The 13,339-nt window shown below is 41.4% G+C and carries 13 protein-coding genes and 1 other annotated feature; all 13 genes read left to right on the top strand.

Going from position 1 to position 13,339, the window contains the following annotated elements; translation table 11 throughout:
• The first annotated feature begins 60 nt into the window (after positions 1-60).
• The 13 genes from ftsA (at position 61) to ileS (ending at position 13,202) form a co-directional block, all read left to right on the top strand.
• Complete coding sequence (ftsA, locus tag ACQKL0_RS04655; protein ID WP_402868185.1) at positions 61-1,359, top strand: cell division protein FtsA; 1,299 nt, start codon at positions 61-63, stop codon at positions 1,357-1,359.
• A gap of 41 nt (positions 1,360-1,400) precedes the next feature.
• On the top strand, positions 1,401-2,564 hold the full coding sequence (ftsZ, locus tag ACQKL0_RS04650) for a cell division protein FtsZ (RefSeq protein ID WP_402868187.1): 1,164 nt from the start codon (positions 1,401-1,403) through the stop codon (positions 2,562-2,564).
• Between the two features lie 491 nt (positions 2,565-3,055).
• Positions 3,056-3,982, top strand: coding sequence for a sigma-E processing peptidase SpoIIGA (gene spoIIGA, locus ACQKL0_RS04645; protein WP_427686443.1), 927 nt, complete (start codon positions 3,056-3,058; stop codon positions 3,980-3,982).
• Positions 3,983-4,039: 57 nt separating this feature from the next.
• The gene (gene sigE / locus ACQKL0_RS04640; RefSeq protein WP_230158218.1) at positions 4,040-4,759 is read left to right on the top strand and encodes an RNA polymerase sporulation sigma factor SigE; all 720 of its coding nucleotides are present in this window, start codon (positions 4,040-4,042) and stop codon (positions 4,757-4,759) included.
• Positions 4,760-4,868: 109 nt separating this feature from the next.
• A complete protein-coding gene (gene sigG / locus ACQKL0_RS04635) occupies positions 4,869-5,690 on the top strand; it encodes an RNA polymerase sporulation sigma factor SigG (protein WP_402868568.1) in 822 nt (273 codons plus the stop codon).
• 216 nt (positions 5,691-5,906) lie between these two features.
• The gene (locus ACQKL0_RS04630; protein ID WP_402868193.1) at positions 5,907-6,176 is read left to right on the top strand and encodes a YlmC/YmxH family sporulation protein; all 270 of its coding nucleotides are present in this window, start codon (positions 5,907-5,909) and stop codon (positions 6,174-6,176) included.
• A 69-nt stretch (positions 6,177-6,245) separates the two neighbouring features.
• The gene (pgeF, locus tag ACQKL0_RS04625; RefSeq protein ID WP_427686442.1) at positions 6,246-7,079 is read left to right on the top strand and encodes a peptidoglycan editing factor PgeF; all 834 of its coding nucleotides are present in this window, start codon (positions 6,246-6,248) and stop codon (positions 7,077-7,079) included.
• Positions 7,076-7,753 carry a YggS family pyridoxal phosphate-dependent enzyme gene (locus ACQKL0_RS04620; protein ID WP_407407289.1) on the top strand — a complete coding sequence of 226 codons (678 nt, stop codon included), beginning with the start codon at positions 7,076-7,078 and terminating at the stop codon, positions 7,751-7,753. The genes pgeF and ACQKL0_RS04620 overlap by 4 nt, the downstream gene beginning before the upstream one ends.
• Before the next feature lie 15 nt (positions 7,754-7,768).
• Positions 7,769-8,236 (top strand): cell division protein SepF, encoded by a 468-nt coding sequence (locus ACQKL0_RS04615; RefSeq protein WP_402956212.1) that lies wholly within the window; start codon positions 7,769-7,771, stop codon positions 8,234-8,236.
• A 6-nt stretch (positions 8,237-8,242) separates the two neighbouring features.
• A complete protein-coding gene (locus tag ACQKL0_RS04610; RefSeq protein WP_402868199.1) occupies positions 8,243-8,509 on the top strand; it encodes a YggT family protein in 267 nt (88 codons plus the stop codon).
• Positions 8,510-8,661: 152 nt separating this feature from the next.
• Positions 8,662-9,435: an RNA-binding protein gene (locus ACQKL0_RS04605; protein WP_402956214.1), complete on the top strand. Its 774-nt coding sequence runs from the start codon at positions 8,662-8,664 to the stop codon at positions 9,433-9,435.
• A gap of 85 nt (positions 9,436-9,520) precedes the next feature.
• Positions 9,521-10,036 carry a DivIVA domain-containing protein gene (locus tag ACQKL0_RS04600; protein WP_402868201.1) on the top strand — a complete coding sequence of 172 codons (516 nt, stop codon included), beginning with the start codon at positions 9,521-9,523 and terminating at the stop codon, positions 10,034-10,036.
• Positions 10,037-10,099: 63 nt separating this feature from the next.
• Positions 10,100-10,347, top strand: a binding site (T-box leader).
• Between the two features lie 89 nt (positions 10,348-10,436).
• The gene (gene ileS, locus ACQKL0_RS04595; protein WP_427686440.1) at positions 10,437-13,202 is read left to right on the top strand and encodes an isoleucine--tRNA ligase; all 2,766 of its coding nucleotides are present in this window, start codon (positions 10,437-10,439) and stop codon (positions 13,200-13,202) included.
• The last annotated feature ends 137 nt before the right edge of the window (positions 13,203-13,339 follow it).

Here is a 13,339-nt window from a genome sequence, read left to right as displayed (position 1 = left end):
CTTTTGATAGGATAATGCTATTCTACTAATATATGTATAAACTGAAGGAGGTGCCATGGAATGAACAGCAACGAAATCTACGTAAGTCTTGACATCGGTACATCCAGTGTAAAAGTAATCATTGGGGAAATGGTCAATGACACATTAAATATCATAGGCGTAGGAAATGTAAAATCAGAAGGGCTAAAGAAAGGCTCCATCGTCGATATAGATGAAACAGTCCAATCCATTCAAAAGGCCGTAGAGCAAGCTGAACGAATGATAGGAATGGAAATCAAAAAAGTGATCGTCGGTATCAGCGGGAACCACGTAACGCTTCAGCCTTGCCATGGGGTAGTAGCCGTATCTAGTGAAAATAAAGAGATTAATGAACACGATGTATTCCGTGTTAGAGAAGCCGCTGAGTTAATTACCATACCATCGGACCGGGAAATTATCGATGTGGTGCCGATTCATTATAAAGTTGATGAGTTGGATGAAATTAGCGATCCAAGGGGCATGATTGGCGTCCGTCTGGAAATGAGAGGCATATTAATAACAGGTCTGCGGACAATTTTACATAATTCCTTGCGGTGTGTGGAACGAGCAGGGTTAGAAATAACGGATATTGCCCTTCAGCCATTGGCAGCAGGTGGGCTGGTTTTATCGAAGGATGAAAAGGAACTTGGAGTAGCGCTTGTCGATATTGGGGGAGGTTCTACCACTCTAGCGATTTTCGAGCAAGGCTATCTACAATATACTTCCGTGATTCCTATAGGCGGTGAGACGCTTACAAAGGATCTCTCCATTGTACTAAGGACTACCATGGAGGAAGCTGAAAAAATTAAAATTAAGCATGGCCATGCCTTTTATGATGATGCGTCAGAAGACGAAGTATTCCAGATACCAATCATCGGCAGCGACCAGCAACAACCATGTAACCAGCTGATGCTCTCAGATATAATTGAGGCGAGGTTGACCGAAATTTTCGAGTTAATACAAGATGATTTGAGAAGACTTGGTTTTCAGGAAGTACCGGGAGGGTTCGTATTGACCGGTGGGGCCGTTAAGATGCCAGGAGTACTGGAACTTGCTCAGTATGTATTCCAAAATCGTGTCAGGACAGCCGAACCAAATTATATTGGTGTCAGAGAACCGCAATATACGACAGCTGTCGGTCTAATTAAACATGCGTGCAAGAAAGAGAGAATGCAAAAGAACACCACAAATAAAACTCCTGTACCAGCTGGTCAGGCACAAGAGAATAATGACCAGCGGAGCCAGAAGTCCTCTCAGAAACATAAAGAGAACACGGCTAAAAAACAAGGTGAAAAAGGTGAATCGAAATTCAAAAAAATCTTGGGTTACTTTTTTGAATAAAAACAAAAAATCGGGAATTTCGTCAAAATAGGAGGATTGTCATGTTGGAGTTTGATTCTAATTTAGAACAATTAGCAACGATAAAGGTTATAGGTGTTGGCGGCGGCGGTAACAATGCGGTAAACAGAATGATCGAACATGGTGTACAAGGTGTCGAATTTATTTCTGTCAATACTGATGCGCAGGCACTTAATTTATCAAAAGCAGAAGTTAAAATGCAAATCGGCGGTAAGCTTACTAGAGGATTGGGTGCTGGTGCGAATCCTGAGGTAGGTAAAAAAGCGGCAGAAGAAAGTAAAGAACAAATCGAAGAAGCGCTAAAAGGCGCTGATATGGTTTTCGTAACGGCTGGAATGGGCGGCGGAACTGGTACGGGTGCTGCCCCAGTTATCGCGGGTATCGCTAAAGATCTTGGTGCACTGACAGTTGGTGTCGTTACACGTCCTTTCACGTTTGAAGGACGCAAACGTGCAACCCAGGCGCAAGGTGGCATTGCCTCTATGAAAGAATCGGTCGATACGCTTATCGTCATTCCGAATGACCGACTTCTTGAAATTGTTGATAAAAGCACACCTATGCTTGAAGCATTCCGTGAAGCGGATAATGTCCTTCGTCAAGGGGTACAGGGGATTTCAGATTTGATCGCTGTTCCTGGTCTTATTAATTTGGATTTTGCCGATGTTAAGACCATCATGTCAAATCGTGGATCGGCCCTGATGGGTATCGGGATCTCCTCTGGAGAAAACCGCGCCGCTGAAGCAGCTAAAAAAGCGATCTCCAGTCCGTTGCTTGAAACGTCCATCGATGGGGCTCAAGGGGTTCTATTGAATATTACTGGTGGAACGAACCTAAGTTTATTCGAGGTCCAAGAGGCAGCCGATATTGTGGCCACCGCTTCTGATCAAGAGGTAAATATGATTTTCGGTTCTGTCATCAATGAAAACTTAAAGGACGAAATTGTTGTTACAGTTATTGCGACGGGCTTTACCGAAGCTGAAACGTCCATGCGAGCTCCGGGTCGTTCTACACTTGGACAGCAACAACAGCAAACGAGACCTCAAACACAAGCGCCTACACCTAGTGTAAATCGTGAAGTGAAGAGAGAAGAAGTGAACGAACAGCCTACAAGGAATAATAATCAAGGACAAGGTGAGGAAGCTTTGGATATTCCAACCTTCCTACGCAATCGTAATAGAAGGCGTTAATCTGAAAGAGAAAAGGTCGTTCCCTATGGGAGCGGCCCTTTTTTTGCTTTTTTCGGAAAGATGTTTCGATTGATTATTACTGGTTAATCGCCATATGGACTTTTAAGGCCCTAAGAGCTGCTCTCCACCTGTTTGAACCGTTGGGCTATGCCCTGATCCATAAAATTCATGAAAGGACGTAAAGGCGGCTGGAATGGATAATGGATTTCCAACTTGAATTTGGAGATGGTCCTTTATAACAATGGAACTCTGAGAAGAGAAGCTGAAAGAAATTCTATCTTCTACAACCCATAAATCGACAGCTTTAAATGAGGGAGCGTAACTGGTATGAAGCAGTCTTGAAAAAATCAATAGCTGTTTTTCTACAAAAAGGCTAAAAAAGACTGAAAAACTCTTAAGTTTCCTGTACAAAAAGTGACACACTTTCTATTATCAGGTGCGTTATACTTTTTGCTAGTGGAAGGTTAGATTCTAAAAGGAGGGGTGAGTGTTTGACCTTATATTTAGATGTGATTTGGTTATTGAATTGGTTATTTGACTGCCTCCTCTTATATTGGACTGCAATCATTCTCAAACGGCGGGTCGCCCTTTGGCGGGTTTGTGCCGGCGGGCTGATAGGTTCTCTAATCATCGTATTGGCATTTACCCCTTTTTACGCAAGGGCTGACCAATTTTATATGAAAATCGCATTTTCTCTTTTTATGGTCCTGGCCACCTTTGGGTTCATCAGATTCAACCTTTTCCTGAAGTCATTAGCCACTTTATACTTTGTCACGTTTTTATCAGGTGGGATCCTCCTTGGCCTTCACTATCTATTCGAATATCAAATCGTTTCCAAAAACCCTGGTCAATATGCCGGAATCAATCGTTTTGGTGACCCCGTCAGCTGGATTTTTGTGATGGTGGGCTTCCCGCTTGCCTGGCAATTTTCCAAGCGTACTCTAGAAGGAATGGAGATGGCAAAACTAACGCATGAGCAACTGGTGTCAGTCACGGTGAAAGTATCAGAGTTTGAAGGGACTTTTCAGGGGCTTGTGGACAGTGGGAATCAATTATATGATCCAATAACCCGTTCGCCTGTTATGATCATTTCACTTTCTGGAGATGAAGCTGGAATTCCTTCGGATATGGTTGAATTGTTCAAGAATCCGGACATCCTGGTCCGACAGGAAGAACAGCCTGAATATACATGGACGGGCCGTATGCGCGTAATTCCATATAAAGTGGTGGGGCATGAACATCAATTGCTAACGGCCATCAAGCCGGACTTCATTAAAATATCCCAAGGGGAAAACGAGTATCAAGTCAAGCAGGGCCTTGTGTCGTTTACCTTTCAGCAACTTTCTGCGGACAATAGCTATCAATCTATCGTCCATCCAAAAATGTTAACCGGGATTCCGGTGAAAAATGCCTCATAACATTTTGCTCTTTCAATTTGGCTCCACAATTCGTCTATTTTAGAAGGGAGAATTATTTTGAAGAAATTTATTCTTCGGCTCACCTATTTTTGGTACAAACTCTTGTTCAAGCTCGGATTGAAGACGGACGAAATATTTTATATAGGAGGAAGTGAGGCGCTCCCGCCCCCACTTTCAAAAGAGGAAGAGGCAATATTGATCAATAAGTTACCAAAAGGCGATGAAGCTGCCCGCTCTATCTTAATCGAGAGGAATCTAAGGCTTGTCGTCTATATTGCAAGGAAATTTGAGAATACGGGAATCAATATCGAAGATTTAATTAGCATTGGGACCATTGGCTTGATTAAGGCAGTCAATACATTCAATCCCGAGAAAAAAATCAAACTTGCTACATATGCTTCGAGATGCATCGAGAATGAAATATTAATGTATTTAAGGAGAAATAATAAAATCCGTTCGGAAGTTTCTTTTGATGAGCCCTTGAATATCGATTGGGATGGAAATGAACTCCTGCTCTCAGATGTTCTGGGGACTGATGATGACATCATCACTAAGGATCTAGAGGCGAATGTGGATCGGAAGCTACTAACGAAAGCCCTGACGCAGCTCTCTGATCGGGAAAAACAAATAATGGAACTTCGATTTGGACTTGCTGGCGGAGAAGAAAAGACACAAAAGGATGTTGCGGATATGCTCGGGATTTCCCAATCCTATATTTCAAGGTTGGAGAAAAGAATTATTAAACGGCTAAGAAAAGAATTTAATAAAATGGTGTAAAAAAATATTTCGAGTATAAAGCTTTTGAGACCGTACTTTCTTGTGCTTGGATGAAGAGATGTTTTGATTTTTCAAAAATACCCTATGCATATTTTTCCCTCCCGCGGAAATACTGTTTTTTGTACAGCACTCCTGTGAGGAGGGAAGAATTTTGTCTCGTAACAAGGTTGAAATCTGCGGTGTGGATACATCGAAATTACCGGTTTTGAAAAATGATGAAATGAGAAAACTCTTTAAAGAATTGCAAGGTGGCGAGCTTTCAGCAAGAGAGAAACTGGTAAACGGGAATCTTCGACTCGTTTTGAGCGTCATTCAACGCTTTAACAATCGAGGAGAATATGTAGATGATCTATTTCAGGTAGGCTGTATAGGGTTGATGAAATCGATAGATAATTTTGACTTGGGTCAGAACGTAAAGTTTTCAACGTATGCTGTACCAATGATTATTGGAGAAATCAGAAGGTATCTTCGTGATAATAATCCAATACGTGTTTCCCGGTCTTTAAGGGACATTGCTTATAAAGCATTGCAGGTTAAGGAAAAACTTATCAGCCAGACTCTACGTGAGCCCACAGCTGAAGAAATCGCCAAAGTGTTAGGATTACCGCACGAAGAAATTGTTTTCGCGTTAGATGCAATCCAAGATCCAGTATCCCTTTTCGAACCGATTTATAATGATGGCGGGGATCCGATTTATGTACTCGACCAATTAAGTGATGAAAAAAATAAGGATAGTACCTGGATTGATGAGATAGCCATAAACGAAGGGATGAGACGGTTGAATGACCGTGAAAAAATGATCCTTCGTAAACGATTTTTCCAAGGGAAGACCCAAATGGAGGTAGCCGAGGAAATCGGCATTTCACAAGCGCAAGTCTCCCGCTTGGAAAAAGCGGCAATCAAGCAAATGAATAAAAACATTCAACAGTAAAAGCTGAGCACGAGTAACAGTTGACTGAAGCGGGTAAGGGGATGATTCTCTTGCCCGCCAATCAGCAACCTAGCCGTAGCGGCTTTTTTTTAGTTTGCTCAAGCCACTGCATAAAGACCTTTATTTCCCGATTCCTTCATTCTTGAACAAAACCAGTCATATACATAAAAAAAGGTTTTTTATCTGGGAAACACATTTCAGGAGGAGCTGAATGGCGTGACTAGAATTTCTGAATTCCAAATTAAGGATATCGTCAATATAGCGGATGGAAAGAAATTGGGGAATATGACAGACTTAGAAATCAATACGGGGACGGGGATGATTGAAGCAATCATCGTTTCGAATAGTACTAGGCTAATGGGCTTTTTTGGGAGGGAGCAAGATATCGTGATTCCTTGGCGAAAAATAAAAAAAATTGGGGCGGATGTCATCCTTGTCGAACATCAGACGATATTTCAAACAGAGCTGAAAGATGAACGGTTATAGGGGTACCTTTAGAGGGTATTGGAAGAATATTTATGATACACTAAACTAAAAATAAAGAGGAATGAAAGCATGAAAGAACCTTTTGTTTTAGTCGAAGATCAATATTTGCTTGTTGATAGCTGGAGACAACATAATCTCCAGCTTGTGGCGGGCTTTACAACGAAAAACGGAGGAGTCAGTTCTGGCTGCTTTACATCATTGAATACCGGCTTTCATGTTGGAGACAAAATAGGGGATGTACAGGCAAACCGCCGGATTCTTGCTGAAAAACTATCTTTTCCGCTTAATCATTGGGTAGGGGCCGAGCAGACTCATGAAACTCATATCCAGCAAGTAACGACTCGGGATTGTGGGAAAGGCGCCACTGACTATCCTTCTGGTTTTAGGGCGACAGACGGTTTTTATACGAGAGATAAAAATGTCCTACTGACCCTTTGTTATGCGGATTGTGTGCCTTTATATTTTTATGCTCCTACACATGGAATGGTTGGGGTGGCACATGCCGGCTGGAAGGGAACCGTTAATGCCATTGCGCACAATATGGTAGAGGCGTGGATACATGAAGGTATAAAACCATCAGACATATTTGCCGTAGTTGGGCCCTCTATTTGTTCGAAATGTTATGTTGTAGATGATAAAGTCATAGATTTAGTGCGGAATTTGCTGGAAGAAAATGACGAGAAGCCCTATAATTTAATTAGTGAAGGACAATATCAACTAAATCTTAAAGAACTGAACGCCATGATCATGGAGAAATCTGGAATCCCGAGGGAGCAGATTGCTGTGACTTCATATTGTACAAGCTGTGATGAGGATTTATTTTTTTCCCATCGCCGGGATAATGGGAAAAGTGGTAGGTTGATGAGCTTTATTGGTTGGAAGGAGGATCTTGAAAAGCGATGAAAGTTGCAGAAAATCTAAAAAACATCGAAGAAAAAATAAATGAAGCGTGTAAAAATAGTGGTAGGCATCGGGAAGATGTCAAATTAATCGGGGTTACAAAATATGTTTCCATCGAGAGGGCAAAAGAGGCATTGGAAGCCGGTGTCACTGATTTAGGTGAAAATCGCGATCAAGGTTTATTGAATAAATATGAAGTGTTGAAGGATATACCGAACTGGCATTATATCGGTTCCATGCAGACACGTAAGGTTAAGAATGTCATTGATAAAGTTGCTTATATTCATTCTTTGGATCGTATATCGTTGGCAGAAGAAATACAAAAACGTTCAAAAGAGCCGATAAACTGTTTAGTGCAGGTCAATGTTTCTGGTGAAGAGTCTAAACATGGTCTGAATCCAGAGTCGACGCTTGAATTTATTAAAGAACTAGGGGCTTTTGACAAGGTGAAGGTCGTTGGGTTGATGACAATGGCACCTTTTACAGAGGACGAACAGGTACTCCGAGGTTGCTTCCGTACATTAAAAAACCTCCAACTGGAAATTCAAAAAGCGGAATTGACTCATGCTCCATGCTCGGAATTATCCATGGGGATGTCCAATGATTTTATGATTGCCATCGAGGAAGGTTCTACCATGATTCGGATTGGTACTGCACTGGTAGGCGAAGAATTATAAGGAGGTACGTAAAAGATGTCATTCGTATCAAAGTTTAAATCCTATTTCGCGCTGGATGATGAGTATGAATATAAGGACGAAGTGGTGGAGGAAGAGGAGATGGAGCGTAAAGCGGTAAAGCCTGCAAAACAGCAGACCCCACCTGCTTCTACAGGAAATAATCCAAATCAAAATATAGTAAGTTTGCAAAGCGTGCAAAAATCTTCTAAAGTAGTATTATTGGAGCCTCGTGCTTATGCAGAAGCTCAGGATGTCGCTGACCATTTGAAAAACCGTCGTGCAGTCGTTGTAAATCTTCAGCGAATCCCGCATGACCAAGGAAAGCGGATTATCGACTTTTTAAGCGGCACTGTATATGCAATCAGTGGGGATATCCAAAAAATCGGTACAGACATATTCTTGTGTACTCCGGATAACGTTGATGTTTCCGGTAATATTACCGGTTTTGAAGTGGATAAGGAGTACGAAGAAGCGAGGTGGTAATGGTTAATGGCTCTAGTGCTTCAAGGTTTATATTATTTAGTTGAAATTTATTCAATGGCATTAATTGTTTACATATTAATGTCTTGGTTCCCTAATGCCCGGGAAACATCGATTGGCCAATTCCTGGTAAAGATTTGCGAACCATATTTAGAACCGTTCAGAAAATTCATCCCACCACTCGGCATGATCGACATATCACCACTTGTAGCCTTGTTGGTTTTAAATTTTGCGAAGAATTATGGGATTTTTTATCTACAAAGCTTATTCGGATGATTTGTAGTTCATACTAAAGACGTGAAATAATAGAATGGCCAGTAACTACACAGCTAGGTGAATTCTTGGCTGTGTAGTAGTAACGAAGGTGTATGTTACGATTCATTCTTGTGTACAACCATTTATCCATATGTAAGGAGCATGCATTCTACATGAGTATATATCAACATTTCAGGCCGGAGGAAAAGGAATTTATCGACCAGGCAATGAATTGGATTGACCAGGTTAGAGATTCTTATGCTCCTAAACTTTCTGACTTTCTGGATCCGCGTCAGCAGGAAATCCTCACATCCCTATTAGGAAACAAACAGGATGTGCTACTGCAATTTCACGGCGGGAGTGATTTCGTTGAACGGAAACGTGCCCTCATTTATCCTGATTACTACTCTCCTGAATCATCTGATTTCAATATCTCCTTATATGATATCTCCTATCCAAAAAAATTTGTTACACTTGAACACAGGCAAATACTTGGAACCTTGATGTCACTGGGGGTAAAACGTGAAAAATTCGGTGATATTATAGTGACAGAGGAGCAAGTCCAATTTATTGCAACAGGGGAAATGGATTCATACCTTACGGGAAACCTGGATAAGATAGGCAATGCTTCCGTAACCATTAAAAGGATTCCGATTGAGGATATCCTTGTGGTGAAGGACAACTGGGAAGAGCAGGTCAGTACCGTTAGCTCATTAAGGCTTGATAGCGTACTTTCTGCTGTTTTGAATATTTCCCGGCAAAAAGCCCAGACGTTGATATCGTCGGGGAAAACCAAGGTTAATTTCAAGCAAACGGAGAGCGTTTCTGAAGAATGCCGTGAGGGGGATACTCTATCCATCAGGGGTTTCGGTCGATGTAAAATCACTTCAATCGATGGGAAAACGAAAAAGGATAAGTGGAGAATCTCATTAGGTAGGAAAAAATAATTTAGTTGTTAGCAGGATTCACATATTTTTTGTCGAATATAGAGTTTTAATGTAATAGAGTAGAAATTGTTCTGGAGGTGCAACAATGCCCTTAACCCCGATAGATATACATAACAAGGAATTTAGTAAAGTATTTCGAGGGTATGATGAAGATGAGGTTAACGAATTTCTAGACCAAGTCATTAAAGATTATGAATTGATTCTAAGAGAAAAGAAAGAAATGGAAGAAAAATTGAACGAGACGTTCGATCGTTTAGGTCATTTCACGACTATCGAGGGCACGCTTAATAAGTCTATCATTGTCGCGCAGGAAGCTGCAGAAGAATTAAAGCGCAATGCCCAAAAAGAAGCCAAACTGATCATCAAGGAAGCAGAAAAGAATGCTGATCGGATTGTCAATGAGTCGCTTGTGAAAGCAAGAAAAATAGCGATGGATATAGAAGACTTGAAAAAACAATCGAAGGTTTTCCGTACTCGCTTTAAAATGCTTGTCGGAGCACAGCTCGATTTGTTGGATAATGACGACTGGGATCATCTGCTTGAATACGAAGTGGATGCATCTGAAATAGAATTAAATGATGGAGTAGATGAGGAAAATTAAACGTTTCCTTGACTTCAAGCACTTTTTTCGCATATAATTTTTTAACAATACTATTCATGATGACATTAGACGATGACAGGGACAGTAAATTCCTCATATCCTTATATGTAGCGACCCGGGGACGGTGTAAGCCCGGGATAAGAGAAGGAATTGAACATCACCCTTGAGTTCTGAATTGAACCTGCTTATGCAGCAAGTAAACGATGCGTATCATTCACGTTACGAATGCTCGAGAGGAAAGGATTCAGCCGTTTTGTGAATCTTTCTAACCAGGGTGGTACCGCGGGAAGCAAAGCTTTCTCGTCCCTTTTTCAGGGATGAGAAGGCTTTTTATTTTGTCTGCGAATTGGGTCAATCAACTCAAATGAAGTTATGGATAGATGGATGGAGGAATTTTATAATGGAATATAAAGATACTTTATTAATGCCTAAAACTGAATTTCCAATGAGGGGCAACCTTCCGAAGCGCGAGCCTGAAATTCAGGAAAAGTGGAAAGAGATGGACATCTATAAAAAAGTGCAAGAGCACACTGAAGGGCGACCGTTATTCATTTTACATGATGGACCTCCATATGCAAACGGTGATATCCATATGGGTCATGCCTTGAATAAAGTTTTAAAAGATTTCATCGTCCGTTTTAAGTCCATGAGTGGTTACCATGCACCGTATGTTCCAGGCTGGGATACGCACGGTCTCCCAATTGAAACGGCTTTGACTAAAAAAGGCGTGAACCGTAAAGAAATGAGCGTCGCTGAATTCAGAAAGCTATGTGAAGAATATGCATACGTACAGATTAACAATCAACGTGAGCAATTCAAGCGGATTGGTGTTCGCGGGGATTGGGATAATCCTTATATTACGTTAAAGCCTGAATATGAAGCACAACAGATCAAGGTTTTTGGTGAAATGGCGAAAAAAGGCTATATCTATAAAGGGAAGAAACCTGTTTACTGGTCCCCTTCGAGTGAATCGGCTCTTGCTGAAGCGGAGATTGAATACCAAGATAAACGTTCGGCTTCAATCTATGTAGCATTTGAAGTGACTGATGGTAAAGGTGTCATTGATGAAGGTGTAAAAATCATCATTTGGACGACAACACCATGGACGATTCCGGCCAACCTTGGAATTTCCCTACATCCACAATTGAATTATGTGGTCGTTGCAGTGGAAAATGAAAAATACTTAGTGGCAGAAGCCTTATTGGAATCTGTTAAAGAAACGCTTGGATGGGAAAACCCAACTATCGAGAAAACGGTAAAAGGCAGTGAGTTGGATCGTGCTGTAGCGAAACATCCTCTATATGATCGTGAATCACTAGTGATGTTAGGTGAGCATGTAACGACTGAAGCTGGAACAGGTTGTGTTCATACAGCTCCAGGACACGGGGAAGATGACTTTATCATCGGTCAGAAATATGGCTTGGATGTTCTTTGCCCAGTCGATGAAAAAGGTGTCATGACTGAAGAAGCAGGGGAGTTTGCTGGATTATTCTATGATAAAGCAAATAAAGCGATTTCCGAAAAATTAACTGAAGTGGGAGCCCTGTTGAATCTTACATTCATCACACATTCGTTCCCACATGACTGGCGGACGAAGAAGCCGACGATCTTCCGTGCAACTGCACAGTGGTTCGCTTCAATCAAGGACTTCCGTGATGATTTGCTGAAGGCAGTCGAAGAAACGAAATGGGTACCGGCATGGGGTGAAACACGCCTATTCAATATGGTCCGTGACCGAGGAGATTGGTGTATCTCCCGACAACGTGCATGGGGTGTGCCAATTCCAGTATTTTACGCAGAAAATGGCGAACCAATCATCACGGACGAAACCATCAATCATATTTCAGAATTATTCCGTGAGCACGGTTCAAATATCTGGTTTGAAAAAGAAGCAAAAGATCTTCTACCACAAGGCTTTACACATGAAGGAAGTCCAAACGGTATCTTCACTAAAGAAACGGATATCATGGATGTATGGTTCGACTCCGGTTCTTCCCATCAAGCGGTTCTTGAAGAAAGAGAAGAACTTCAACGTCCGGCTGACCTTTATCTTGAAGGGTCCGATCAATATCGCGGTTGGTTCAACTCATCACTTTCAACAGGTGTTGCCGTGACAGGAAAAGCACCATATAAAGGTGTACTTAGCCATGGGTTCGCATTAGACGGCGAAGGACGTAAAATGAGTAAATCTATTGGTAACGTGGTCCTTCCATCTAAAGTTATGAACCAGCTTGGTGCTGATATTTTACGTCTTTGGGTTGCTTCTGTTGATTATCAATCTGACGTTCGGGTGTCAGATCCTATCTTAAAACAAGTTTCCGAAGTGTATCGTAAAATCCGTAATACATTCCGCTTCCTACTAGGAAATCTGGATGGCTTTAATCCGGAAACGGATAAAGTGGCGGTAGAAGATTTGCGTGAAGTGGATCAATATATGCTGGTAAGATTGAATAAGCTGATCACTCAATCAAAACAAGGCTATGAAAATTATGAATTTGCTACCATTTATAATATGGTCAACAATTTCTGTACGCAGGATTTAAGTTCGTTCTATCTTGATTATGCTAAAGACATTCTGTATTGTGAAGCGCCAAACGGGAAAGACCGTTTAGCAATTCAAACTGTCCTTTATGAGTCCTTAATCAGCTTAACGAAATTAGTGTCTCCAATCCTGTCTCATACTGCGGATGAAGTATGGACGTTCATTCCGGGTGTAACGGAAGAAAGTGTACAGTTGACATTGATGCCTGAGGAAATCTCTGTGGATAATGCCGAAGCGATTGAGGAAAAATGGACGGCATTCATGCATGTTCGTGATAATGTCCTGAAAGCATTGGAAGAAGCACGTAACCAAAAAGTAATCGGGAAATCACTGAACGCAAAAGTGACCGTTTATGTAAACGAAGAGACAAGGAATCTTCTTGATAGTATCGAGGAGAGCTTTGAACAGTTATTCATCGTATCCGAATTTGATATCGCGGACGATGTGGCCAGTGCCCCATCCGAAGCTGTCAAACTTGAGGATATGGCCATCCTGGTAACTAAAGCAGAAGGAGAAACTTGTGAACGTTGCTGGAATGTTTCTCAAGATGTAGGTCAAGTGGAAGAACATCCAACACTTTGCCCACGCTGTGCAACAGTCGTGAAAGAGCATTATACGAATTAATCATTAGAACGACCGGTTCCCAGTTAATATGGGAGCCGGTTTTTTATTTGAAATGAGAGCGTATTTGAATAAAGACCGGAATAAAGTTCCTTTCTATTCTAATATTCTTGACCAACTGCCAGATGTAATGCTTTTGG

Source organism: Peribacillus sp. NPDC097264 (assembly GCF_050277925.1).
Lineage (GTDB): Bacteria > Bacillota > Bacilli > Bacillales > DSM-1321 > Peribacillus.
Note: the sequence above shows the minus strand (reverse complement) of the source record. Positions and strands in the feature narration are given on the sequence as shown.